The sequence below is a fragment of the Amycolatopsis sp. lyj-346 genome (genome assembly GCF_046548975.1).
Classification (GTDB): domain Bacteria; phylum Actinomycetota; class Actinomycetes; order Mycobacteriales; family Pseudonocardiaceae; genus Amycolatopsis.
Genome location: NZ_JAJPWT010000009.1, coordinates 82213 through 105385 on the forward strand (window position 1 = coordinate 82213; position 23173 = coordinate 105385).

23 protein-coding genes and 2 pseudogenes are annotated in these 23173 nt (G+C 71.8%); 15 read left to right on the forward strand and 10 right to left on the reverse strand.

Features of this window, described 5'->3' with window-relative positions; all coding sequences use genetic code 11:
* Positions 1 to 160 precede the first annotated feature (160 nt).
* Complete coding sequence (locus tag ACLJQE_RS25345; protein ID WP_086844911.1) at positions 161 to 526, forward strand: DUF3817 domain-containing protein; 366 nt, start codon at positions 161 to 163, stop codon at positions 524 to 526.
* 101 nt (positions 527 to 627) lie between these two features.
* Here ACLJQE_RS25345 and ACLJQE_RS25350 read toward each other — a convergent pair whose 3' ends face one another.
* Positions 628 to 1128: a MarR family winged helix-turn-helix transcriptional regulator gene (locus ACLJQE_RS25350; protein ID WP_410641848.1), complete on the reverse strand. Its 501-nt coding sequence runs from the start codon at positions 1126 to 1128 to the stop codon at positions 628 to 630.
* 79 nt (positions 1129 to 1207) lie between these two features.
* Between ACLJQE_RS25350 and ACLJQE_RS25355 the strand changes: the two genes are divergently transcribed.
* Positions 1208 to 1513, forward strand: coding sequence for an MTH1187 family thiamine-binding protein (locus ACLJQE_RS25355; protein WP_410642119.1), 306 nt, complete (start codon positions 1208 to 1210; stop codon positions 1511 to 1513).
* Positions 1514 to 1613: 100 nt separating this feature from the next.
* On the opposite strand, the gene ACLJQE_RS25360 is transcribed toward ACLJQE_RS25355, so the two are convergent.
* Positions 1614 to 2021, reverse strand: a complete 408-nt coding sequence (locus ACLJQE_RS25360; protein WP_410641849.1) for a hypothetical protein — start codon at positions 2019 to 2021, stop codon at positions 1614 to 1616.
* Between the two features lie 174 nt (positions 2022 to 2195).
* Here ACLJQE_RS25360 and ACLJQE_RS25365 point away from each other — a divergent pair, with 174 nt between their 5' ends.
* Complete coding sequence (locus ACLJQE_RS25365) at positions 2196 to 3167, forward strand: tetratricopeptide repeat protein (protein ID WP_410641850.1); 972 nt, start codon at positions 2196 to 2198, stop codon at positions 3165 to 3167.
* Positions 3168 to 3219: 52 nt separating this feature from the next.
* Here ACLJQE_RS25365 and ACLJQE_RS25370 read toward each other — a convergent pair whose 3' ends face one another.
* Positions 3220 to 4653 (reverse strand): neutral zinc metallopeptidase, encoded by a 1434-nt coding sequence (locus ACLJQE_RS25370; RefSeq protein ID WP_410641851.1) that lies wholly within the window; start codon positions 4651 to 4653, stop codon positions 3220 to 3222.
* A 133-nt stretch (positions 4654 to 4786) separates the two neighbouring features.
* Between ACLJQE_RS25370 and glgP the strand changes: the two genes are divergently transcribed.
* The 3 genes from glgP (at position 4787) to ACLJQE_RS25385 (ending at position 9141) form a co-directional block, all read left to right on the forward strand.
* Entirely contained in the window at positions 4787 to 7315 is a 2529-nt protein-coding gene (gene glgP, locus ACLJQE_RS25375; RefSeq protein ID WP_410641852.1) for an alpha-glucan family phosphorylase, read from the forward strand.
* Between the two features lie 406 nt (positions 7316 to 7721).
* Positions 7722 to 8087, forward strand: a complete 366-nt coding sequence (locus ACLJQE_RS25380) for a hypothetical protein (protein ID WP_410641853.1) — start codon at positions 7722 to 7724, stop codon at positions 8085 to 8087.
* A 64-nt stretch (positions 8088 to 8151) separates the two neighbouring features.
* The gene (locus ACLJQE_RS25385) at positions 8152 to 9141 is read left to right on the forward strand and encodes an LLM class F420-dependent oxidoreductase (protein WP_410641854.1); all 990 of its coding nucleotides are present in this window, start codon (positions 8152 to 8154) and stop codon (positions 9139 to 9141) included.
* A gap of 56 nt (positions 9142 to 9197) precedes the next feature.
* Here ACLJQE_RS25385 and ACLJQE_RS25390 read toward each other — a convergent pair whose 3' ends face one another.
* The gene (locus ACLJQE_RS25390; RefSeq protein WP_410641855.1) at positions 9198 to 9593 is read right to left on the reverse strand and encodes a rhodanese-like domain-containing protein; all 396 of its coding nucleotides are present in this window, start codon (positions 9591 to 9593) and stop codon (positions 9198 to 9200) included.
* Entirely contained in the window at positions 9590 to 10135 is a 546-nt protein-coding gene (locus ACLJQE_RS25395) for a cysteine dioxygenase (RefSeq protein ID WP_410641856.1), read from the reverse strand. Before ACLJQE_RS25395 ends, ACLJQE_RS25390 begins: the two co-directional genes overlap by 4 nt.
* 315 nt (positions 10136 to 10450) lie before the next feature.
* On the opposite strand from ACLJQE_RS25395, the gene ACLJQE_RS25400 reads away from it, so the two are divergent.
* From ACLJQE_RS25400 to ACLJQE_RS25425, 6 genes and pseudogenes are all read left to right on the forward strand, one after another.
* The gene (locus ACLJQE_RS25400) at positions 10451 to 11272 is read left to right on the forward strand and encodes an ABC transporter ATP-binding protein (protein ID WP_410641857.1); all 822 of its coding nucleotides are present in this window, start codon (positions 10451 to 10453) and stop codon (positions 11270 to 11272) included.
* Positions 11273 to 11372: 100 nt separating this feature from the next.
* Entirely contained in the window at positions 11373 to 12152 is a 780-nt protein-coding gene (locus ACLJQE_RS25405; RefSeq protein ID WP_410641858.1) for an enoyl-CoA hydratase/isomerase family protein, read from the forward strand.
* A 4-nt stretch (positions 12153 to 12156) separates the two neighbouring features.
* Positions 12157 to 13122: a class I SAM-dependent methyltransferase gene (locus ACLJQE_RS25410; protein WP_103350402.1), complete on the forward strand. Its 966-nt coding sequence runs from the start codon at positions 12157 to 12159 to the stop codon at positions 13120 to 13122.
* Between the two features lies 1 nt (position 13123).
* Complete coding sequence (locus ACLJQE_RS25415; protein ID WP_410641859.1) at positions 13124 to 14290, forward strand: THUMP-like domain-containing protein; 1167 nt, start codon at positions 13124 to 13126, stop codon at positions 14288 to 14290.
* Positions 14291 to 14391: 101 nt separating this feature from the next.
* Positions 14392 to 14878 (forward strand): annotated as a pseudogene (locus ACLJQE_RS25420) (HAD family acid phosphatase).
* 70 nt (positions 14879 to 14948) lie between these two features.
* Positions 14949 to 15326, forward strand: a complete 378-nt coding sequence (locus tag ACLJQE_RS25425) for a DUF427 domain-containing protein (RefSeq protein WP_410641860.1) — start codon at positions 14949 to 14951, stop codon at positions 15324 to 15326.
* A gap of 73 nt (positions 15327 to 15399) precedes the next feature.
* On the opposite strand, the gene ACLJQE_RS25430 is transcribed toward ACLJQE_RS25425, so the two are convergent.
* A complete protein-coding gene (locus ACLJQE_RS25430; protein WP_410641861.1) occupies positions 15400 to 16068 on the reverse strand; it encodes a DUF2306 domain-containing protein in 669 nt (222 codons plus the stop codon).
* Positions 16069 to 16203: 135 nt separating this feature from the next.
* On the opposite strand from ACLJQE_RS25430, the gene ACLJQE_RS25435 reads away from it, so the two are divergent.
* Positions 16204 to 17091 carry a TetR/AcrR family transcriptional regulator C-terminal domain-containing protein gene (locus ACLJQE_RS25435; protein WP_410641862.1) on the forward strand — a complete coding sequence of 296 codons (888 nt, stop codon included), beginning with the start codon at positions 16204 to 16206 and terminating at the stop codon, positions 17089 to 17091.
* A 10-nt stretch (positions 17092 to 17101) separates the two neighbouring features.
* Entirely contained in the window at positions 17102 to 17620 is a 519-nt protein-coding gene (locus ACLJQE_RS25440) for a GNAT family N-acetyltransferase (protein ID WP_410641863.1), read from the forward strand.
* 331 nt (positions 17621 to 17951) lie between these two features.
* Here ACLJQE_RS25440 and ACLJQE_RS25445 read toward each other — a convergent pair whose 3' ends face one another.
* Genes ACLJQE_RS25445 through ACLJQE_RS25455 form a run of 3 tightly spaced genes read right to left on the reverse strand, consistent with a single transcriptional unit; the run spans position 17952 to position 20813 of the window.
* Positions 17952 to 19400: an FAD-dependent monooxygenase gene (locus ACLJQE_RS25445; RefSeq protein WP_410641864.1), complete on the reverse strand. Its 1449-nt coding sequence runs from the start codon at positions 19398 to 19400 to the stop codon at positions 17952 to 17954.
* 9 nt (positions 19401 to 19409) lie between these two features.
* Entirely contained in the window at positions 19410 to 19985 is a 576-nt protein-coding gene (locus ACLJQE_RS25450; protein ID WP_410641865.1) for a PadR family transcriptional regulator, read from the reverse strand.
* A gap of 57 nt (positions 19986 to 20042) precedes the next feature.
* Complete coding sequence (locus tag ACLJQE_RS25455) at positions 20043 to 20813, reverse strand: maleylpyruvate isomerase family mycothiol-dependent enzyme (protein WP_410641866.1); 771 nt, start codon at positions 20811 to 20813, stop codon at positions 20043 to 20045.
* Positions 20814 to 21113: 300 nt separating this feature from the next.
* Here ACLJQE_RS25455 and ACLJQE_RS25460 point away from each other — a divergent pair.
* A pseudogene (locus tag ACLJQE_RS25460) lies at positions 21114 to 21710 on the forward strand (aldo/keto reductase).
* Here ACLJQE_RS25460 and ACLJQE_RS25465 read toward each other — a convergent pair.
* Complete coding sequence (locus ACLJQE_RS25465; protein WP_410641867.1) at positions 21696 to 23141, reverse strand: FAD-dependent monooxygenase; 1446 nt, start codon at positions 23139 to 23141, stop codon at positions 21696 to 21698. The pseudogene ACLJQE_RS25460 and the gene ACLJQE_RS25465 overlap by 15 nt on opposite strands.
* Positions 23142 to 23173: the final 32 nt, after the last annotated feature.

Genomic DNA, 23173 nt, shown 5'->3' on the forward strand with positions numbered 1-23173 from the left:
TCGTCACGGGCCCCGGTGTTCCCGTGAGGGCCGTCACGCCTCACACTGGTACCAACACGTCCGACAGCGCTGTTGACGTCCATGGCAAGTCCGCCTTGGACGGTGTCGGGCGTTTTCTTGTGTCATGAAACAACGTGGTGAGACCCCACAGGAGGAAGAAGTGTCCAGCAAGGCCGCTCTAGTGTTCCGCGTGGCCGCGGTAGCCGAAGCCCTCTCGTGGGCCGGGCTGCTGGTCGGGATGTTCCTCAAGTACGTCGTCCACTCCTCCGGCGAGGGCGGCGTTCCCGTCCTCGGCATGGTGCACGGCGTGATCTTCGTCCTCTACGTGGTGATCTCCCTGTCCGTGGCGAAGCCGCTCGGCTGGCGCCCGAAGACGCTGGTCCTGGCGTTGCTGGCCAGCATCCCGCCGCTGTTCACGTGGCTGTTCGAGAAGTGGGCGCTGCGCAACGGCAAGCTCGACGGCCCGCAGCGGCTGTCCCACGGCGGGGTCGGCCTGTTCCAGGCGAAGGAACCCGTCGCCGTCTGACTTCCCAAGACGTGAGAAAGGCCCGCGCTTCGGCGCGGGCCTTTCTTTTTGGACAGTGCCTTCTTTGGCGGTGCCTTCTTTGGCGGTGCGCAGCCGCGCCCTTACTCGCTGAAGTCCCCGGCGGCGCGGCGCACCTTCGTCAGCAGGTCCGTCAGCTGCTCGGTCTGCCGCTCGGTCAGCCCGTTGAGCCCGAAGTCGATGGCGGTGACGGCCTCGGTCGCGGCCTCGCGGCGCGCCCGGCCCTCGGTGGTGATCTCCACCAGCGTCGTGCGGCGGTCCGTCGGGTGCGGGACCCGCTTCACGAGCCCGTCGCGCTCCAGCCGGTCCACTATGTTGGTGACACTGGTGGGGTGCAGCTGGAGCCGCTCGCCCATCACCCGCATCGGCAGGCTGGCGCTGCGGGCGAAGGTGAGCAGCACCAGTGCTTCGTACCGGGCGAAGGTCAGGCCGTGCGGCTTGAGCGCGCCGTCCACCGCGGACTGGATGATCTGCTGGACCCGCATCACCCCGGTCACCGCGGCCATGGTCCCGGAGGGCCCGATCCGGTCCTCCCAGATCCGGGCCGCGCGGGCGATCGGGTCGAACGGCAGCGGACGGTTCATGACACGCGAAGTTACCAGCGGGTACCGGCGGGTGTCGCACGACTGGCGGAAACGACCACCGAAGAAGGGACTTCCGAGCATGATCGTCGCGTTCAGCGTCAGCCCGTCCGGCGGGGACCCCGACGGCGGGGTGAGCGAAGCCGTGGCCCGCGCGGTGAAAGTGGTCCGCGAGTCCGGCCTGCCCAACTCGACCAACGCGATGTTCACGAACGTGGAAGGTGAGTCCTGGGATCAGGTGATGGACGTCGTGAAGCGCGCGGTCGAGGCCGCGGGTGAAGGCTCGTCCCGGGTCAGCCTGGTCTTGAAGGCGGACATCCGGCCGGGCTTCTCCGGCCAGCTCGAGGCGAAGGTGGACCGCATCGAAGCCCACCTCCGCGAGGACTGACCGGTTTCCAGCGCCCCAATGTGGCCTTCGGTGCGTTGAACGCACCCAAGGTGGCCTTCGGTGCGTTGAACGCAACCAAGGCCACATTGGGGCGCTCGGGTCAGGGGAGAGGTGGGGTGAAGGCGACCGTCCAGCGGCCGTCGTCGCTCGTCACCGTCAGCGGGTAGCTGAACGGCTTGCCGTCGCCGAGGGCGCCGGAGATCGTCGCCTGGGTCGGGGCGCCCGCGTCCGGGCCCAGCTCGACGCGCACACCGTGGACGCCGCGGCCGGCGAGCACCGAGACGTACTCCTTCGCGAAGTCGTCGCCGCCCGAGCCGGGGTAGTCGACGAGGTCGGCGAAGGCGTCCGCGTCGTGGCCGGTGAGGGCCGCGGCGAGCCGGTCGCGCAGTTCGGTGGGTGAGGCCGCGCCGGGGTCCGGCTCGTGCGCGATGAGCAGCGTGACCGCGCCGACCCAGACGACGGCGGCGGTGATCGACAGCCCCACCTTCACGTCACGCCGGATGTGCACCCGGCCGAGCCTGCCTCAGCGCTGCCGTCCTGCCAAGCGGACGGGGCGGGAGGGTGCCGAAGCCCACGGCGCGGGGCGTGCGGCACCGGTCGGCGGCCGGCGGCCGCCGTCCTGCCCGGCGGACGGGCCGGGCACCCGGTGAAACTCCTCCGGTGCCCGTGCCAGGATGGAACCGTGACACAACCACGCGGATCTGCAGCGAAGTCAGCGGCCCTGTCCGCCGCCCTCTCCGGCGCGGTCGACCTGTCCGCGCTCAAGGCCCGTGCCGAAGCGGCGCAACGGCAACCGGCCCCGCCCGCCGGCCCCGCCGGTGGTGACGGGCCGCCGCGGCCCGCCCCGGGCGGTGCCGTGATCGATGTCACCGAGGCCACCTTCCAGGCCGAGGTCGTGGAACGGTCCCTGCACCAGCTCGTGGTCGTCGACCTGTGGGCCGAGTGGTGCGGCCCGTGCAAGCAGCTGTCCCCGGTGCTGGAGCGGATGGCCGCCGAGTCCGGTGGCGCGTGGGTCGTCGCGAAGGTCGACGTCGACGCGAACCCGCGGATCGCGCAGCTGTTCGGCGCGCAGTCCATCCCGACGATCGTCGCCATCGCCGGCGGCCAGCCGGTCGACGCCTTCTCCGGCGCCCTGCCCGAGCCGGAGATCCGGAAGTGGATCAATTCGCTCCTGGACGCCCTGCGCGACAAGCTGCCGGGGATCCGGGACGCGGAGGCGGCGGGCGGCCCGGTCGAGGAGCCGGAGGACCCGCGCTTCACCGAGGCGGAAGAGGCCTTCGAGCGGGGCGACTTCGCCGCCGCGCAGGCCGCGTACGAGCGCATCCTCGACGTCGAACCGGCGAACGAGCTGGCGAAGAACGCCCTGGCCCAGGTCAAGTTCACCGCCCGCGCCGAAAACGCCGACCCGGAGGCGCGCGCCAAGGCGGACGCGGACCCGTCGGACCTGGCGGCCCAGCTCGACGCGGCCGACCTGGAGATCGCGGCGAACGAGGTCGAGGCGGGCTTCAAGCGCCTGATCGACACCGTCCGCCGCACGGCGGGCGAGGACCGCAACAAGGTCCGCGAGCACCTGGTGGCCCTGTTCGACCTGTTCGACCCGGCCGACGACCGGGTGATGAAGGCCCGCCGCGACCTCGCGAGCGCCCTGTTCTAGAACGCACGGGAAAGGGCCCCCACCGCGGTGGGGGCCCTTTCCGTGAAACCGATCAGGCGTACTGCTTCGAGCAGACCGCCGAGCCCTCGAGGTAGCCCTTCCGCAGCGCCTCGACCCGGTCGAAACCGCTGTCCGGGCGCTTCCCGTTGACGTCCGCCGACACGAGGCTCTCCGGCTGCAGCAGGTCCGCGATGGCCTCGTCGAGGTCGCCCGCCGACAGGCGCAGGTCGCCCGGCCGGTTGGTGAACGCCGCCCAGGCGCCCACCAGGCAGGCCGTGCGCAGGCCCGCGTTGGCGTTGTCGATCGACGCGCCGACGCCCTTCTGGATGCCCAGCGCGTACCGGGCCGCGACCTCCGAGAACGCCGCGAAGTCACCCATGCCGCCCGGGTCCTCGCCCTTCATCTCGGCCTCGCGGTCGATCGGCTGGGCCAGCTGGGCGAGCTTGGCCATGTCGATGCTCACGGTGTTGTCGTCCGGGCAGTACGACGCCGGCGGCGTGGTCTGGCAGCTGCCGCTGTCGGTGATCTCCGGCGCGGCCACCCCGGCGCCCTTGAACGCCTCGTCGAGGCTCTTCTTCAGCAGTTCGACGGTCTGGGCGTTGAACTTCGCGTCGCCCTTGCCCTTGTCGCCCTTGTCGAAGGGACGCTCGGTGAGCCGGGACTTGATGTTCTCGGCGGTCATCCCCGCACACTCCTTCGGGCCCTTCTCGAACCCGGCCTGGAACGCGTAGGTGCGGTCGAACGCCGTGCCGTGCGCGCCCTTGTCGGCCGCGCTGGTGCCCGCCTGGTCGCGGATCAGGAACATCGACGCCATCACCTGGTTCAGGCCTTCGGACGTCGACACCCGGTAGTACTTGCTCTTGTCCTCGGCGACCCAGCGGAAGTAGCCGCCGGCGAAGCAGTCGGCCTGCTGTTCCTTGACCACGGTCGGGGTGTTCTTGGCGATCCCGGCCTTGTCGCCGAGCCGGTACTGGACGGCGTGGCCGAACTCGTGCGCGAGCACCACGACCACCGACATCGGACCGAAGCGCTGGCGCAGCATCGGCAGCAGCACGCCGCGGTCCCACGCCACCGAGTCGTCGACCGGGCAGTAGAACGCGTTCACGAGCTTCTTCACGCTGCCGCAGCCGGTTTCCTCGGTGTCGGTCTGCGCGTCGTAGGACAGCAGGGCCTTGACCGGCTCGAACTGCTCGCCGAAGTTGGCGGGCAGCATCTCGCCCCAGTACGTCTGGACGTCGGCGATCGCGGCGGTGGCGAGCTTGTCGTCCTCGCCGCCGTCGGCGTTGCGGACGTTCAGGCTCGGCGTCGGCGCGTCCGGCTTGAGGCCGCTCTCGAAGTGCGTCACCGGCAGCCCGGACACGGATCCGGCGCCGTTGTCCTGGACCGGTCCGCTGTTCGAACCGCCCTTGCCGTTGCACCCGCTCACGGCGACCGCCGCGACGGCCAGCAGCGCGATCAGCGCCCGCCGTCCTCCCCCTGGGATCATCTGTCCAACTCGCTCTCGTGCCCACCCGGTACCCGACGGGCAGGACCCTACCCAGGGCATACGCGGGGCGTGCACGTTATCCCCGAACTACTCCCTGCGCACCGCGGCCCGCGGCCCGATATCGTCGCTTCCCATGCGTGCAGTCCGCCGGTTCACCGTCCGCGCCAGTCTCCCGGATTCCCTGTCCGGCCTGGGCGCGCTGGCCACCAACCTGCGCTGGACGTGGCACCCGCCGACGCGTGACCTGTTCGCGTCGATGGACGCCGAGCTCTTCAACGCCGTGCGGGACCCGCTGCGGATGCTCACCGCGCTGCCGCCGGCGCGGCTCGACGAGCTCGCCGTCGACGACGACTTCCTCGCGCGCGCCCGTGCCGCGGCCGAGGACCTGGAGAAGTACCTGTCGGAACCACGCTGGTACCAGCGCCGGGAAGACGACGGCCTGCCGTCCGCGGTTGCCTACTTCTCGATGGAGTTCGGCGTCACCGAAGCGCTGCCGAACTACTCCGGCGGCCTCGGCGTGCTGGCCGGCGACCACCTCAAGGCCGCGTCCGACCTGGGCGTGCCGATGGTCGGCGTCGGGCTGCTCTACCGCAACGGCTACTTCCGGCAGTCGCTGTCGCTCGACGGCTGGCAGGTCGAGCACTACCCGGTGATCGACCCGAACGCCTTCCCGCTGGAGCTGCTGACCGCGGGCGGGCGGCCGGTGCTGATCGGCGTCGCGATGCCGGGCGGGCGCGAGCTGTGCGCGCAGATCTGGCAGGCCCGGGTCGGGCGGGTGCCGTTGCTGCTGCTCGACACCGACACCGAGGCCAACGACGAAGACCTGCGCGGCGTCACCGACCGGCTCTACGGCGGCGACGCCGACCACCGGCTGCGGCAGGAGATCCTGGCCGGCATCGGCGGGTTCCGCGCGGTGCGGAAGTACTGCGAGCTGACCGGGCACCCGCAGCCCATGGTGTTTCACACGAACGAGGGACACGCGGGGTTCCTCGGCCTCGAGCGCGCCCGCGAGATCGTCCAGGCCGACGGCCTCGCCTTCGACGAGGCCATGCCCGCCGTCCGGGCCGGGACGGTGTTCACCACGCACACCCCGGTCAGCGCGGGCATCGACCGGTTCCCGGTGGACCTGGTGCAGCGCTACTTCAACGACGGCCGCCTGGTGCCCGACATCGACCCGCGCCGCGTGCTCGCGCTCGGCGCCGAGGACAACCCCGGCCTGTTCAACATGGCGCACATGGGCCTGCGGCTGGCGCAGCGCGCGAACGGCGTCTCGCAGCTGCACGGGCGCGTCACGCGCAAGATGTTCTCCCGGCTGTGGCCCGGGTTCGACCACGACGAGGTGCCGGTTTCGTCGGTGACGAACGGCGTCCACGGCCCGACGTGGGTCGCGCGCGAGCTGAGCACGCTGCTCGGCCGGGAATGGGGCCTCGACGTCGGCGAGGGGCCGTTGCGCGACGGCGTTTCCGACGCCCAGCTGTGGGAGCTGCGGCGCGAGCTGCGCGAGAAGCTGGTGCACGAGGTGCGGCGCCGGGTGCGTGCGGCGTGGCTGCAGCGCGGCGCGTCGCCGCTGGAGCTGGGCTGGGTGGACTCGGTCTTCGACCCGGACGTGCTGACCGTCGGCTTCGCCCGCCGCGTGCCGACCTACAAGCGGCTGACGCTGATGCTGCGCGACCCCGACCGCCTGCGGACGCTGCTGCTGCACGAGGATCGGCCGATCCAGGTGGTCGTCGCGGGCAAGTCGCACCCGGCCGACGAGAACGGCAAGCAGCTGATCCAGCAGATCGTCCGGTTCGTCGACGGCGCGGACGTGCGGCACCGGATCGTCTTCCTGCCCGACTACGACATGTCGATGGCGCGCTACCTCTACCGCGGCTGCGACGTGTGGCTGAACAACCCGGTGCGGCCGCTGGAAGCGTGCGGGACGTCGGGGATGAAGTCGGCGCTGAACGGCGGCTTGAACCTCTCCATCCGCGACGGCTGGTGGGACGAGTGCTACGACGGCAGCAACGGCTGGGCGATCCCGACCGCGGACGGCGTCGCCGACCCGCTCCGCCGCGACGACCTGGAGGCGGCGGCCCTGTACGAGCTGCTCGGCCAGCAGATCGCGCCGCTGTTCTACGACCGCTCGCCCGACGGCGTGCCCACGGGCTGGCTGTCGATGGTGTGGCACACGCTGGAGACGCTCGGCCCGCGCGTCCAGGCGTCCCGGATGGTCCGCGAGTACGTCGACAACGGCTACCTGCCGGCGTCCCGCATGGTCGCGGCGGCGACCGGTGACGGCTACCGCGGCGCGCTGTCGCTGGCGGACTACCGCACGAAACTCGAGGTGTCGTGGCCGCGGCTGCGGATCTTCGACTCGGAGCTGCTGGTGGAGGCGACCGAGCCGCTGGTGGTGGGCACCGAGGTGACCATCAGGGCCCGCATCGACCTGGCCGGCCTCGACGCGTCCGAAGTGGACATCCAGGCGGTGGTCGGCGGGGTGGCCGACGACGACGAGCTCCGCGACCCGGTGACGGTCCCGATGACCGCCGACGGCATCGGCGCGTTCGCGGCCCGCGTGAAGCTGCCGCGGCCGGGCTCGATCGGCTACACGGTCCGGGTGCTGCCGAAGCACGGCCTGCTGGCGACGCCGGCCGAGCTGGCGCGCGTGGTGCTGGCCTGAGTTCACCAGCCGCGCCCGGGTCCGCCAGGACCGTCCCGGCCAGTCCGATCGAGAGCTTCCACCTGGACTCGGCCGCGGTGGTCCGATGGTTCCTGGACCGGTTCTGGTGCGCGCCGGCCGACGCCGGTCACGAGCCCGTCATCGACCTCGGCGCGCGCGGCGCTTGGCTGTGTGTCTTCGGCGACCGGGGTGCGCTGGACGAGTACCGCGGCGCCGCCGGATGTCACCGGCCCCCGCCCGGAGCGGCACCGGGCGGGAGCGCGCCTTCTCGCTCCCGCCGTCGTTGATCGCCGAGCTGGTGCGCGGCTTCCCCCGGGCTGCGGTACGCGGCCAAGCCCGAGCAGACCGGTGACGTGCTGCTCGCCAGGTCCCTCGGCGAACTCCAGGAAGCGACACGCGTGGGCGCTTGGCGAAGCAGTTGCGCTCGGCCGCGGACGCCCACCACCTCGCGTCCCGGGTGCTGGACGACTACGCCGAGACCCTTGCGGAGCTGGGCGAACTGGCGGAAGCCGCCTGCCGGGAGGCGGCCGGCGAACTCGCCGCGCTCCGGCCGGTGCTCCCCGAGCACGCCGTGGCGGTGGCCGCGCCGGTACCGGCGGTCGGCGGGCCGCCGCTGCTGCCGCCGCCACCGGTCCGGCGAGGCGGGCCGGCTCCCGGGCCCGAACCCGAAGAGCCGGTCGATCCGCGGCTCGGTGACGTGGATCGCGTGGCGTACCGCGACAACCTGCAGGACCTGTGCGACGCCGTGCTCGACCACCTCACCGGCCGCTGACCTGGAGCGGCTCCAGCCGTGAAATCACGCCGCGCACATCCCTGAGCAGAGCTAAGTTGTAGGCATGCGCTTCGGAATGTTCGTCCCGCAGGGCTGGCGGCTCGACCTGGCCGGCATCGACCCCGCGGACCACTGGAAGACCATGCTCGGCCTCGCGAAACACGCGGAGGCGGGCCCCTTCGAATCGATCTGGGTCTACGACCACTTCCACACCGTGCCCGTCCCGACCGAGGAGGCCACGCACGAGGCGTGGTCCCTGATCTCGGCGTTCGCCGCGTCGACCGAGACCATCCGGCTCGGGCAGATGTGCACCTGCATGGGCTACCGCAACCCCGCCTACCTGGCGAAGGTCGCCGCCACCGCCGACCTCATCTCCGGCGGCCGGGTCGAGATGGGCATCGGCGCCGGCTGGTACGAGCACGAGTGGCGGGCCTACGGCTACGGCTTCCCGTCCGCCGGCGAGCGGCTCGGCCAGCTCGACGAGGGCGTCCGGATCATGCGGGACCTGTGGACCACCGGTACGTCCACATTGGACGGCAAGCACTACAAGACCGACGGGGCGATCCTCCGGCCCCTGCCGGCGCAGGAGGGCGGCATCCCGCTGTGGATCGCCGGCGGTGGCGAGAAGAAGACGCTCCGGATCGCCGCGAAGTACGCGCGGTACACGAACTTCTTCCCCGAGCCGGAGACGTTCACGCGCAAGTCGGAGATCCTGGCGGCGCACTGCAAGGACGTCGGCACCGACTTCGACGCGATCGTGCGCTCGGGCAACCTCGGCGTCGTCCTCGCCGAGACCGAAAAGGCGGTCGAGGAGAAGGTGGCCTGGCTGAAGGCGCACTACGCGAAGTACGTCCCGGCGGAGGAGGCCGAGCGGGCGATCGCCACCTTCGCGAGCGGCCCGACGGTCGGCACGCCGGAGCAGGTCGCCGAGCACCTCGCCGCACTGGGCAAGCGCGGCCTGTCGTACGCGATCTTGAACTTCCCGGAGGCCGCGTACGACCGGAGCGGCATCGACCTGTTCACCCAGCACGTCGCCCCGGCGCTGGCGGGCTGAACAGTGTCGGCCGAAAAACCGTCGGTCCCCTTCGGTAACGTGGAAAACGGGGGCTGCTAAGGCACCGCCGGGCTCCCGCCGGCCTGCACGGGCAGGCCGGCGGCGGCCCAGGCGCGGAACCCGCCGTCGAGGTCGGTTGCGTTGCCCAGCCCCAGCCGCTGCAGGTCGGCCGCCGCCAGGCTCGACGAATAGCCTTCGTTGCAGACCACGATCACCGTCGAGCCGGGCGTCACCGAGGGCAGCCGCCACTCGCTGTCCGGCGCCAGCCGCCACTCCAGGTGGATCCGCTCGACGATCACCGCGCCGGGGATCTCGCCCTCCGCCTCGCGGTTCGCCAGCGGCCGGATGTCGACCAGCAGCGCTCCCGCCTCCTGCAGTTCGCGGGCCCGGGCCGGGGTGACCCGGTCCAGGCCGGACCGTGCGGTGGCCAGCAGCGAATCGACAGCGCTCATGACCGGACGATAGCGGGCAGCGGCGGGATTTCCGCCGGGACGTCGGCGAGCGAGGTGTACTCCCGCGTCGCCACCAGTGGCGGCGAATACGCGTGGACGCTGGCCGCGGGCCGGTCGCCGAGGCCGGTGACCTGGTGGGCGCGGCCGGCGCCGAAGCCGAGGCCCTGGCCGGCGACGTGCGTGCGGCGCCGGACCGGGCCGCCGGGGTAGCGGTACTCCTCGCCCAGCTCGCCCTGCAGGACGGTGAACGACCCGGACGCGCCGCCGTGGTCGTGCGGCTTCGTGTGCTGGCCGGGCAGCCACGACAGCAGCCAGAGCTCGACGCCGTCGGTCAGCGCCAGCCGGGCCCACCAGCGGCGATCCTCGTCGAACCGCAGGATGCCGCGCAGGCCCGCGGTCAGCTCGGTGGTGACGGTGGCGGTCAGGTCGGCCAGCTCGCGCGGCGTCCAGAGCAGCCGCGACGGGTGCAGCAGCTCGGGCAGCAGCGGGTCGGTCAGCTGCGGGTGGATTTCGACGGGTGGGCGAACCAGGGACGTGGTCAACGCGGGTGCTCCTCGCAACGGGTGGTGATCGGGACGCCGGGACAGCGCGGCACCGCACGCCTCACGGGGACGCGAGGGATCAGCGGAGCCGCGCCCGCGTACACCCGGCCGAAGCGACGAGGAGCAGGTCGATCGCGCGACGGCGCCAGAACGAGCCCCGGGTCACCGGGGTCACGGGCGCGTCGGCGGACATGCCGTCGATAGTGGCACAACCCACCGTCCCCGACCGGGGCGTTCCACGTCGTGGACAGTTCCGACCTGCCGGTTCGCCGTCTCACCCGGCCGGGTGCGCACGCGCGCGCGACGGCAGACAGAATGGGCCTCGTGAGCGAGCCGATCCAGCCCAGCGAACTTGACGACCTCGTGGTCCGGATGGCCGGTGTCGGCGTCCGCCGGGGGACCAACGACCTCCTCGCCGGCCTCGACTGGACCGTGGAACTGGACGAACGCTGGGTGGTGCTCGGGCCGAACGGCGCAGGCAAGACCACCCTGCTGCGCCTCGCCGCGGCCGAGCTGCACCCGACCACCGGCGAGGTCGACCTGCTCGGCGAGCGGATCGGCCGGGTCAACATCTTCGACCTGCGTCCCCGCATCGGCTTCACCTCGGCCGCCATCGCCCAGCGCGTGCCGGGCGACGAGCTGGTCAAGGACGTCGTGGTCAGCGCCGGCTACGCGGTGCTCGGCCGGTGGCGTGAGGAATACGACACCCTCGACATGGCGCGCGCGACCGAGCTGCTCGACGCGATGGGCATCGGGCAGCTCGCCGAGCGCACCTTCGGCACGCTGTCCGAGGGCGAGCGCAAGCGGGCGCTGATCGCCCGGTCGCTGATGACCGACCCGGAGATGCTCCTGCTGGACGAGCCCGCCGCGGGGCTCGACCTCGGCGGCCGCGAAGACCTGGTCGCCCGGCTGTCCGAGCTGGCGATGGACCCCGACGCGCCGGCCATGGTCCTGGTCACCCACCACGTCGAGGAGATCCCGCCGGGGTTCACCCACGCGCTGCTGCTGCGTGACGGCCACGCGGTGGTGTCCGGGCTCGTCGACGACGTCATCACCAGCGAAAACCTGTCGAAGGCGTTCGACCAGGACCTCGTCCTGGAGCGCTCCGGCGACCGCTTCTTCGCCCGTCGTCGCTAAGCTGTCGCTTACCGGCCGGTAGGGTGCCGGCAGGGCGTCAAGAAGGGCACTTTCACGTGAAAGTGCCCTTGTTGGCCGGTCGTCAACGAGGAGGATGGGCGTGGGAGAGTTCGTAACCCTGGAGGTCAAGGACGGGGTCGGCACCATCCGGCTCGACCGGCCGCCGGTCAACGCCCTGAACGCCCAGGTCACCGCCGAACTCGCCGAGCTGGCGAAGGAGGCCACCGAGCGTGACGACGTCCGCGCGGTGATCCTCTACGGCGGCGAGAAGACCTTCGCCGGCGGCGCGGACATCAAGGAGATGGCCACCCGCACGTACCCGGAGATCGCGAAGTTCGGCGCGACCCTCACCGGCACGCTGGCCGCCATCGCCAACATCCCGAAGCCGGTCGTCGCGGCCATCACCGGCTACGCCCTCGGCGGCGGCCTCGAACTGGCGCTCACCGCGGACTGGCGGGTCGCCGGCGACAACGTCAAGGTCGGCCAGCCGGAGATCCAGCTCGGCGTCATCCCCGGCGCGGGCGGCACCCAGCGCCTGGCCCGGCTGATCGGGCCGAGCAAGACCAAGGACATCGTCTACACCGGACGGTTCGTCAAGGCCGAAGAGGCGCTGCGCCTCGGGATCGTCGACCAGGTCGTCGCGCCCGACGACGTCTACGCGGCCGCGCACAAGTGGGCGGCGCAGTTCGCCAACGGCCCGGCCGTGGCGCTGCGCGCGGCGAAGGCGGCCATCGACGGCGGCCTCGACACCGATCTGGCGAACGGGCTCAAGCTCGAATCGCACCTGTTCGCCGCTCTCTGGGCGACCGAAGACCAGCAGAACGGCATGAAGTCGTTCATCGAAAACGGGCCCGGCAAGGCCACTTTCGAAGGGAAATGACGCCTTGACCGACGTGAACGACCCGGCGCCGAACCCGCACGCCACCGCCGAAGAGGTCCAGGCGGCCTACGCCGACCCCAAGCTGGCGAACGTGCTCTACCACGACTGGGAAGCCGGCACCTACGACGAGAAGTGGTCGATCTCGTACGACGAGCGCTGCATCTCCTACGCCACCGACGTGTTCAACGCCGTCGCGGGCGAGGACGGCCAGCCCTACCAGCACGCGATGGAGCTGGGCAGCGGCACCGGCTTCTTCCTGCTGAACCTGATGCAGGGCGGCGTCGCCAAGAAGGGCTCGGTCACCGACCTCTCGCCCGGCATGGTCCAGGTCGCGCTGCGCAACGCCGAGAAGCTCGGCCTCGACGTCGACGGCCGGGTCGCCGACGCCGAGCGCATCCCCTACGACGACAACACGTTCGACCTGGTCGTCGGGCACGCGGTGCTGCACCACATCCCGGACGTCCAGGCGGCGTTCCGCGAGGTGCTGCGCGTGCTCAAGCCGGGCGGCCGGTTCGTCTTCGCCGGCGAGCCGACCAAGGTCGGCGACTTCTACGCCCGCAAGCTCGGCCAGTTCACCTGGTTCCTGACCACCCGCGTGACGAAGCTGCCCGCGCTGCGCGGCTGGCGGCGTCCGCAGTCCGAACTGGACGAATCGTCGCGCGCCGCCGCGCTCGAAGCCGTGGTCGACATCCACACCTTCGACCCGTCGGAGCTGGAGTCGTGGGCCCGTGGCGCCGGCGCCCAGGACGTCCGCGCGGTCACCGAGGAGTTTGCGGCAGCGCTCGCGGGCTGGCCGATCCGGACGTTCGAGGCGGCGGTGCCCGCCGAGAAGCTGACCGTGCGCTGGCGGCTGTTCGCCTACCACCTGTGGCTGCGGCTGTCCGCCGTGGACAAGAAGGTCCTGGCCAAGATCCTGCCGCGGGAGCTGTTCTACAACGTCATGATCACCGGGACCAAGCGGCCGTCCTGAATTGGGTTATTCGTTCAGCCTCGGCGACGTCGCCCACCTGCGTTCGGACGCGGGGGTGGCGGCGCTCGCCGAGGTCGCGGCACTGCCGCTGACCGACCGCATCGCGTCCGTCGCCGCCGTTCGCCGTCTGGTCGGCGAAGAGCACGCCGCCGCGGTGCTGGAAACCGTGCTGCTGCGGCGGAAAGCCGTCGGCAAACTGTCCGGTGTGGACTTGCTGTTCACGTCCGACGCGCTCCAGCAGGCGAGCGCGTCGATCGTGGCGCGGCACCGGGCCGCCCGGCTCGCGGGGCTCGACGTGCACGACGTCACGTGTTCGGTCGGCGCCGACCTCGTCGAAATCGCCCGCGTGGCGCGGCGCGCGCTCGGGTCCGATCTGGACCCGGTCCGGCTGGAGATGGCGCGGCACAATGGAAGCACGGCCGGGGTCGCGTTCGGGCTCGTCCGTGCCGACGCGCTGCGGCCGGTGAGCCGTTCGGGTGTCGTCGTCGCGGACCCGGCCCGGCGCGACTCCGCCGGACGGCGGGCGTGGAAACCCGCGGACTTCGCCCCGCCGCTGGACGGGCTGGTCGAGGCCCACCCGGGACGAGCGCTGTCCGTGAAGTGCGCGCCCGGCCTCGACTTCGCGCTGACGCCGTGGGCGGACGAGGTCGAGCTGGTGTCCCTGGACGGGCAGGTGCGCGAATCCTGCCTCTGGCGGGGCTTGGGCACCGGCGTCACCCGCCGGGCGAGCGTGCTGCGCTCGGACGGGACACAGTGGACGGTCACCGACACCGAACCGGACGAACTGCCCACGCGGGAGCCGGGGGAGTGGATCGTCGACCCCGACGGTGCCGTCGTCCGGGCCGGGCTGGTCCGCCACTACGCGGCGCGGCACGGGTTGTGGCAGCTGGACGAACGCATCGCGTACCTGACCGGGGACACGCCGCCGCCGGGAGTGCGGGCGTTCCGCGTCCTGGAACACGGGCCGTACACCGAGAAGGCGCTGAAGGCCGTCCTCAAGCGACACGACGTCGGGCGGCTGGAAATCCTGGTGCGGGGCCTCGACATCGACCCGGACGCGCTGCGGCGGCGCCTGAAGCCCCGTGGTGCCGCGGAAGCGTCGGTGGTGCTGACGCGGATCGGGCGGGCACCCGTCGCGTTCCTGTGCCATGCCGAACGCATCACATGAACTTTCGGAGGGTGGAACTCCCGGTGAGCGTGACGTAGGTTCCTCCGGTCGTCTAGTCCTCGGACGAATCGACCGCCGCGCGCTCGAAGGAGCCGGCCAACATCGGCCGGGTCAAGCTGGACGTCAAGGCGTACTACGGCGATTACCTCGACGCCGCGGGCAAACACCACTATTCGGACACCAGTCAGTTCGTGAAGGACACCAACCGGATCGTTTCGGACGCGAAGCGCTTCCTGCAGCAGCAGCTGGGCCGGGGTGAAGAACCCGGCGGTCGTGCAGCACGGCGTCAAGGTGTACTTCCTGACCGGCCGCAACGAGTTCCAGGGCCCGCAGTCGCTGAAGAACCTGGCCAACGAGGGCTACCCGGCTCCGGCCGGCGCGTTCTTCAAGCCGAAGACGACCGCGCCGGACTACCTGCCGTGCGGGCTGACCTGCACCACCGTCCAGTACAAGTCGGGCACGCGGGCGCACATCGAGGCCACCGGCGCGAAGATCGTGCTCAACCTCGGCGACCAGTTCAGCGACCTCGAAGGCGGCTACGCGCTGCGTCCGGTGAAGCTGCCGAACCCGATGTACTACCTGCCCTGATCCCTCGGGACGGAATAACCGCCGGGCCCGGCGTGCTGCTCCCTGTACACAGGATTCTTAGGGAGCTGACATGGCGAAGAAGGTTCTGCAGCCGGGCCCGGACCACCCGATCACCGTCGAGCCCACGAAGGCGCGCGTGGTGGTCAAGGCGGGTGGGCGCGTCGTCGCCGACAGCCGCAACGCGCTCACGCTGCAGGAAGCGTCCTACCCGGCGGTGCAGTACATCCCGCGGGAGGACGTCGACTTCAGCGTGCTGGAGCGGACCGACCACGAGACGTACTGCCCGTACAAGGGCGAGAGCAGCTACTACTCGCTCGACGCGGGCGAGGTGAAGGGCGAGAACGCGGTCTGGACGTACGAGAAGTCGTACGACGCGGTCGCGCCGATCAAGGACCACGTGGCGTTCTACCCGAACGTCGTGGACTCGATCGAGCTCATCGACGACTGAGCCGGACCTCGCTTCACAAGCAGCGCGCCGGCGGCCGGGCCCGCGGTGATCCGCGGGCTTCGGCTCGAGCGTGCTACCTCTGCGCGGCCGCGCGTCGCCGTCCCCGGCCGAGCCACCACTCGGCGGCCAGCAGCGGAAGCACCCAGCCGGTCCACGTGGTGATCCCCGCGATCGCCTGGCCCAGCGCCAATTCGCTGCCGCCGAACGTCGTCTCCAGCTGCGGCGTCAGCACGACCGCGCAGAGCACGCCCCAGACCCGGTTGCTGATGATCGACATGCACAGCGCGAAGCTGCGGACCATCCAGCGGCGGTGCTCGCCGAACCGGCGGGCCCGCGCCATCCGGTAGCCCTGCACGGTGCAGCCGAACCACAGCGCCGCGAGCAGGACGTTCGACACGGCCGCGACCGGGCCGAACGGCGCCGCGAGGGCGATGGCGAAACCGGCGATCGACGCCGGGACCGCGCCGGCGAAGACGTACACGCGCCCGGTGCGGCGGTGCCCGGCCGGGTGCTTCTGCCGCAGCCACGGCCAGATCTGCAGGGCGCAGGTCACCATGGCGAGGGTCGCGAAGCCGATGTGCGTGACGAGCACCGGGTAGTACCAGCCGGTCGGCGCCGGGATCCGCGACTGCGCGGGATCGAGCCCGAGGTAGGGCGGCAGCGAAAAGACCAGGAAGGCCGTCACCAGGAGGCCGAGCGGAAACACCCACGTCCTCGGGCGGCGGACAGCGGTCGTCGTCATGGATCCCCCTGTTTCATACGGTGTACTCGCACCGTATTTTCGGGATTCACACCCGGCAATCCTTGCTGTTGATATTGGGGGAGTACCCTGAAACCGTTCTAGGTCGGCATGGCAAGTGTTCTAGTACGGGGGTTCGTGGCCGAGGCGCCCTATCTGCAGATCGCGGCGGACCTGCGCCGCCGGATCACCGCGGGCGAGCTGAGGCCGGGCGACCGCGTCCCGTCGACCCGGGCGCTGGTCCGCGAATGGGGCGTCGCGATGGCGACCGCGGCGAAGGCGCTGGCTGCCTTGGGTGAGCAGGGCTGGGTCCGCGCGGTGCCGGGCAGCGGCACGGTCGTCGCCGACCGGGCACCGGCCAAGCCGCCGCTGGGCCGTGACGCGTTGGTGCGCGCGGCGATCGCGCTCGCCGACGCCGAAGGCCTCGCGGCGCTGTCGATGCGCCGGCTGGCCGCCGAGCTGGGCGTCGGCCCGATGGCGTTGTACCGGCACGTGCCGGACAAGGACGAGCTGCTGCGGCTGATGGCCGATGTCGCGCTCGGGGAGGCGGAGCTGCCGGAGCCGGGCCCGGAGCCGTGGCGGCGGCGCCTCGAACTCGCCGCCCGCGCGCAGTGGCGGGCGTACCGCGCTCATCCGTGGCTGGCGCCGATCCTGCTCAATTCCCTGGTCCGCCCGCCGGTGCTGGCGGCGGGGCTGAGGCTGGTCGACTGGTCGCTGCGAGCGCTGGCCGGAACCGGCCTGAAGCGGCGGGTGAAGCTGCAGGTGATCATGACGCTCAACGGCTGGGTCGGCGGCCTCGCGGCGAGCAACGCGTTCGAGGTCCAGGCCGAGCAGGACACGGGCATCACGGGCGATCAGCGCCTGGAGGCCGACCTGGCGTTGCTGGGCGAGCACCTGGCTTCGGGCCGGTTCCCGGTGCTGGCCGAAGTGATGACGGGCGTGGAGAACGTCGACCTCGACGAGGCGTTCGAGTTCGGCCTACACCGCCAGCTCGACGGAATCGCCGCGTTGCTGGCCCGCCACTAGACTTGCGGCGGTGCTGATCACCACGGAGAGGCTCACGCTGCACGCGTGGTCCGAAGACTGCTTCGACGATTTGTTCGCGTTGGCCCAGCTGCCCGAGACGGTCCGCTACGTGGGGACGGGCGAGCCGTGGAGCCGCGAATACACGCTGGCCAAGCATCGGGCAACGCTCGCACACTGGGCCGAGCACGGATTCGGCTGGTTCGCGGTATCGGCGGCGCCGGGCTCGTTCGACGGAGTGGTCTCCCTGGTGCGCCGCACGGCCACGGAGTCCGGCCTCGGCGCACCGGCGGTGGAGATGGGCTGGTGGATAGCCCCCTCGGGCTGGGGCCGCGGTTACGCCACGGAAGCAACAGCGGCGGTGCGCGACAAGGCTTTCGCGGCAGACTGGGCCGACCGCCTGCTGGCGGTGTACGAGCCGGCGAACAAGCCTTCGGCGCGGGTGGTCGAGAAGCTCGGCTTCACGGTGCACAGCAAGTTCCTGCTGGACGGGCGCGTGGAGCGGCGGGCGATCCTGGAGCGGCCGAGCTGAGGGTTGTCCACAACGGGGCCGGGGTGTGGATAAGCCGGCCGTCCGGTGGTCGTTTCCGGGGTTTCGTCACACCCCGCCGATAGACTGGACCTGGGGACGCCCCCCTGGGAGTGGCGGGGGACCGGCAAAGTCCTGTCCGGCCGTTTCCCGGCCACGGGTCCGGCCGGCGGCGAGGACCCCGATTCCGCCGAACCGCCACCGACACCGCAGCGACCGCCTACCTCGCCGGCCCCGGCCCGCGACGGACGGCGCGAAACGCAGACAGGCAACTTCGCCGGAACCCTGCCAGGGAAGGGCGGGGGATTCTGTGCCCCCGCCCTCGCTGCCTGACTCAGGCGGATGCCGGAACCGGAACATCGCCGACCCACCGGTGCACCGCTTCCGCCAGCCCTGCCTCACCCGAGCCCGGCGTGCCCACCCACGCGACATGCCCGTCCGGCCGCAGCAGTACCGCGTCGACGTCCGAAGTGGACGGACTCGAAGCGGTCACCACCTCCACGCCGGCCGACCACGTGGCGAACGATCCCGAAGCCGTGAGGTCCAGCAGCACCGGCCGTCCGGCGTGCAGCAGCGCCGCCAAGTGCGTCTCGGCTCCCGAAACCCGCATTGGCACGTCCGGAGCCAACCGCCCCAGCCATGGGTGTGCGCCCGGCTCGTAACACGCGTCCAATCCCGTGATGATCTCCGCCAGCGCCCGGTTCCCCGCCGGGTGGGCCGCCACGCGGCGCAGCAAGTCGGCCCACGGCTCGTCGCCGGCTTCCTCCAGCGCCACCTGGGCCCGCGTGTTCGCCAGGATCCGGGAGCCCGCCGCGTGCCGCTCGGTGTGGTAGGTGTCCAGGAGACCCTCCGGTGCCGTCCCGTGGACCGCCGCCGCCAGTTTCCAGCCCAGGTTGAACGCGTCGTCGAGGGCGACGTTCACGCCGATCGCCCCGGCCGGCGGGTGGATGTGGGCCGCGTCGCCCGCCAAGAACACCCGGCCTTCGCGGTACCGCGAGGCCAAGCGCGCCGCGTCGCCGAAGCGGCTCAGCCAGCGAGGTGCGCGCAGCTCGACGTGGCGGCCGAGGACCGTATCCACCTGGGCCTGCAGCCTCTCCAGCGTGACCGGTGTGTCCTTGTCCGACGGCGGGTCGTCCTCCCGGACCACGACACGGACGTACCCCGGCCGCGGGATGACGAACACGCTCCGCCCGTCCGGGCCCGTCGAAGGGCCGTACGGCAGCTCGCATTCGACGTCGCCGAGCAGGGCGTACCAGCGCGCGTCGACTCCGGGGAAACCGATTCCCGCCTGCTTGCGCACCGTGCTGCGGCCGCCGTCGCACCCGGCGAGGAAGCGGGCGCGGATCGTCCGGCCGAAACGTCCATTGTGGACCACGGTGCGCACGTCGTCCGCGGACTGGGTGAACGACCGCACGTCGTGTCCGCGCAGGATTTCGGCGCCCAGTTCGCGCGCCCGTGCTTCCAGGACCTCTTCGACGCGGGTTTGCGGGATGCCCAGCGAGAACGGGTGGTCCGTTGCCGCGCCGTCGAGCAGGAGCGGGCCGGGCAGGCCGGTGACCGGCGCGTGCGGCACCCGGTGCCCTTCGGCCACCAGCCCTTCGGCCAGGCCGCGGCGGGCCAGCAGGTCCAGCGCCCGCGCGTTCAGGGTGAAGCCGCGGCAATACGGCGGCCGCTCCGGCAGGCGTTCGACGACCGTGGTGCGGACGCCGGCCAGCGCGAGCTCCGCGGCGAGCAGCAGGCCTGCCGGGCCGGCGCCGGCGATGAGGACATCGGGATCGGACACGGTTTCCCCTCAGGAGTTTTCGGGCCACGGCAGGGAGCCGGACCGGATTTCGGCGGCCGTGCGGCGCGCCCAGTCGAGCTCCGCGCGCCAGGCGTGCTGGGCGAACTCGACCTCGATCATGAACAGCCGCGGCATGCCCTTGCCGACGGTTTCCGCCAGCGCGGTGCCGGCGTCGTCGATGCGTTCGGCGAGGTGGCGGGCGCGTTCCTCCAGCGCGTCGGCGGCCCGCTCCGGGCCGAGCGCGCCGAGGTAGCTCACCGCCGCGACGAACTTCGCGTACTCCGCGACCGGTTCGCGGACGAGCTCGTCGAGCCAGGCGACGAACTCCTGGCGGCCGAGTTCGGTGTGCGCGTAGACGGTCCGCTCCGGCCGGTTGCCTTCCCGGACCGTCTCGACCGGCTCGATCCAGCGGTGCTTCGCCAGGGACTCCACGGTGTCGTAGAGCGAACCCGGGTTGATCTTGAACGTCGAGCCCTTGTAGCGCTCGCGCAGCGTGGACGCCATTTCGTACGGGTGCATCGGGCGTTCCAGCAGCAGGCCGAGCAGGGCGAGCGCGAGGGTGTTGCGGATCTTGCGTGTCGGCACTAGTCGCTCCCTATTAGTCGGAACCGACTATACGACGGCCGTCAAGCCACGTGCGGTCTAGAAGCGGGTGTGCTCCCGCCAGTGCTGGAACAGGGCCGCGTCGCCGGACACGGTGAGCCGCGGGTCGTCCGCGGTGACGCGCCCGGTCAGCGCGAGGAGCAGATCGGCGGCGCGGCCCTCGACGACGACGTCGGCCTCCGCGGTTTCCCGGCTCACCTCGACCCCCGGCGGCATCCGCCGGACGAGCCAGGAGACCTCGGGTTCGGTGGCGTGGAACAGCAGTGTTTCGCCGGTGCCCCGCAACGCCGTCCTGTCCAGCGCCGGGTGCTGTTGCCGAGAGAACACGGCCACCAGGCCCAAGCTCTCGGAAATCCCGTCCGCGGCGAGGTCGGCGTCGACGTCGTACGGCGTGCCCGTCGCGAAGGCCGCGTCCGCGCGGTGGACGACCGTTTTGTGGGTCAGCCGCCGCGTCCAAAACCCGGCACGCCGATCGGGGGTCCACGTCGACGTCGGGGTCTCGGGGCCGACCTCGGCCACCGCGGCGACGAGCCGCTCCGCGCCGTCGCGCAACCAGCCGCCGAGGGCGTCGAACGCGGGCGGGCCGTCGATCGTGACGGCCTCGAACGGCACGTAACCCGTGGGCCGGCTCGCGATGATCGCGGCGGACTTGTGGTAGGCGACGCCGACGTGGCAGGCCAGGTCCCGCAGTGTCCACTCCGGACACGTCGGGACGTGTGCGTCCGGGGCGGCACCCGCGATCGCCGTCCCGAACCGGTCCGCTTCGGAGACGAGGGCGCCGGCCAGCCGGTCGTGGCTCAGAGACTTCATTTCGCCACCGTAGGCCGGGCGACGGCGGCCGTGGGGTCGTGATCGGCTGCCCCGAAGCCGGCCTCGGCGGACCTGGACAGCCACTTCGCCGCGGCCCAAGATCCGTAGGGTGGCTGGGTGACTGGGGAGCTGAAACGCGCTCGGCTGGGGGTTTCCGTCGTGTTCGCGGTGTGCGGCGCCGCGTTCGCGACCTGGCTGGCCCGGGTGCCCGCGGTGCAGGGACGGCTCGGGCTCAGCACGGGCGAGCTGGCGACCGGCCTGTTCGGCCGAGCCGCGGGGAGCGGGTGCCGGACTCCGCTGATGATCGCGGACTCGACCGGCACCTGGACGCTCGGTGACCTGACCGTCAACCGCATCGGCTTCGGCGTGATGCGGTTGACGCAAAACGGCAAGGCGTTCGCCGCCGACGCCGTTTCGCGCGATCGTGACCAGGCGATCGCCGTGCTGCTGGGCCGCGACCACCTGGCCCTGGTGAACCTGCGCGTCGCCGGGCTGCGCGAGGCCGGGCTGATCCGGCACCTCGGCATCGCGCCGGTGGTCTGCGTGCAGAACGCCTACGGCCTGGGCTACCGCCGGGAACAAGACGCGTTCCTCGACACGTGCGGGAAGCAGGGGCATCGCGTTCGTGCCGTTCCTCGCGATCGCCGGCGCCGGACGGGAGGCGGGAGCGGGCGGCGACGAGCACGAGGAGGTGCTCGCCACCGCCCGGGCGCACGGGGCAAGCCGGTGCAGGTGCGGCTCGCGTGGGCACTGCGGCGAGGCCCGAACGTGCTGGTCATCCCCGGCACGGGCACCTTTGGTCATTTGGAGGACAACGTCGCCGCCGGAGACCTCCGGCTCACCCCGGACGAGCCGGCCGGCCTCGGCGCCGTCCACGCGGCTTCACCGGAGAGGTGAGCCGAACCAGCGGGCGAGGTGGTCGTCCAGGTCCCGCTGATCGTCGCCGACCCAGGCGACGTGGCCGTCGGGGCGCACCAGGACAGCCGGAACGTCCAGGGCCGCTGTGGGATCCGCGAGGTGGTCGACCCGGTCCGGCCGGCCGCCGGTGGTCAGCCGTCCGGTCCGGTCCAGCAGCAGACCGCGGCCGCGGTGCAGCCGGTCGTAGAGGCGGCCCTGCTTCACGTCGATGTCGCGCAGGCGGCGGCCGAGCAGGTCGGGGCCCGCGCCGAAGTCGTAGCGGAGGTCGATCGCGGTGATCTTCCCGATCAGGTGGCGGTTCACTTCGTCGAAGTCCATCAGCTCGGTGAGCAGCCGGCGCACGGCCTCCGGGCCCGGTCCGGGCGACGACAGCTCCATCTGCGCGCGGGTGTTGTCCAGCACGGCCTCGGCGACCGGGCGACGTTCGGCCTGGTAGGTGTCCAGCAGCGGCTCCGGCGCCCAGCCGCGGATCTGCGCGGCCAGTTTCCAGCCGAGGTTGAACGCGTCCTGGATGCCCAGGTTGAGGCCCTGGCCGCCGATGGGCGGATGGATGTGCGCCGCGTCGCCGGCCAGCAGCACCCGCCCGGTCCGGTAACGCTCGGCCAGCCGGGTGGCGTCGCCGAACCGCGACAACCACCGCGGGGAGTGCACGCCGAAGTCGGTTCCGGCGATGGCCCGCAGCTGTTGCCGGAAATCGTCCAGGGTGGGTGGTGCCGCGCGATCGCCGACACCCGCGGCGGGGACGACGACGCTGTAGACGCCGCCGAGCGGTCTGAGCCAGAACGGCTTGTGGGTCTCGCCGAGCTCGGCCACCTTGGCGGCGATCTCCGCCGGCGGCGCCGCCACCTCCATCTCGCCCATCAGCGTCTCGGTCCGCGAGGGCTCGCCGGGGAAGCCGACGCCGCTGAGCTTGCGCACCGTGCTGCGCCCGCCGTCGCAGCCGACGAGGTAGCGGCCACGCAGCCGCTCGCCGCCGGCCAGCTCGACGGTCACGCCGTCGTCGTCCTGCCGAAAATCGGCCACGGCGCACCCGTGCCGGACCTGCGCGCCCAGGTGGACCGCGTGTTCTTCGAGGAGCCGGACGACGACCGGCTGCGGGATGCCCAGCAGGTAGGCGTGCGCGGAGTCGAGGTCGCGTGGCGCGGGAGCGGGGATGGCGGCGAAGAATCCGCCGGCCGGCCGCTGCCGTCCGTGGGCGAGGAGACGGTCCAGCAGCCCACGCATGGCCATCAGCTCGAGACTGCGGATGTGCAGCCCGACGATGCGGACGAACGACGCGGGCTCGGTTTCCTGCTCCAGGACGAGGACCCGCACGCCGTGCAGCTGCAGTTCGGCGGCCAACGTCGCGCCGGTCGGCCCGCAGCCGGCGATGATCACGTCCGGCGACGGCTCGGTGGTGGAAGAGTCCATGGGTGGTGCCTTTCGGGAGTGCCTTGTGGTCG

Bases quoted from the DNA above. Each gene is read 5' to 3' on its own strand.
- ACLJQE_RS25350 (WP_410641848.1), bottom strand. From the start codon at position 1,128: ATGAACCGTCCGCTGCCGTTCGACCCGATCGCCCGCGCGGCCCGGATC.
- ACLJQE_RS25355 (WP_410642119.1), top strand. From the start codon at position 1,208: ATGATCGTCGCGTTCAGCGTCAGCCCGTCCGGCGGGGACCCCGACGGC.
- ACLJQE_RS25370 (WP_410641851.1), bottom strand. From the start codon at position 4,653: ATGATCCCAGGGGGAGGACGGCGGGCGCTGATCGCGCTGCTGGCCGTC.
- glgP (WP_410641852.1), top strand. From the start codon at position 4,787: ATGCGTGCAGTCCGCCGGTTCACCGTCCGCGCCAGTCTCCCGGATTCC.
- ACLJQE_RS25385 (WP_410641854.1), top strand. From the start codon at position 8,152: ATGCGCTTCGGAATGTTCGTCCCGCAGGGCTGGCGGCTCGACCTGGCC.
- ACLJQE_RS25390 (WP_410641855.1), bottom strand. From the start codon at position 9,593: ATGAGCGCTGTCGATTCGCTGCTGGCCACCGCACGGTCCGGCCTGGAC.
- ACLJQE_RS25400 (WP_410641857.1), top strand. From the start codon at position 10,451: ATGGGCCTCGTGAGCGAGCCGATCCAGCCCAGCGAACTTGACGACCTC.
- ACLJQE_RS25425 (WP_410641860.1), top strand. From the start codon at position 14,949: ATGGCGAAGAAGGTTCTGCAGCCGGGCCCGGACCACCCGATCACCGTC.
- ACLJQE_RS25430 (WP_410641861.1), bottom strand. From the start codon at position 16,068: ATGACGACGACCGCTGTCCGCCGCCCGAGGACGTGGGTGTTTCCGCTC.
- ACLJQE_RS25455 (WP_410641866.1), bottom strand. From the start codon at position 20,813: ATGAAGTCTCTGAGCCACGACCGGCTGGCCGGCGCCCTCGTCTCCGAA.
- ACLJQE_RS25465 (WP_410641867.1), bottom strand. From the start codon at position 23,141: ATGGACTCTTCCACCACCGAGCCGTCGCCGGACGTGATCATCGCCGGC.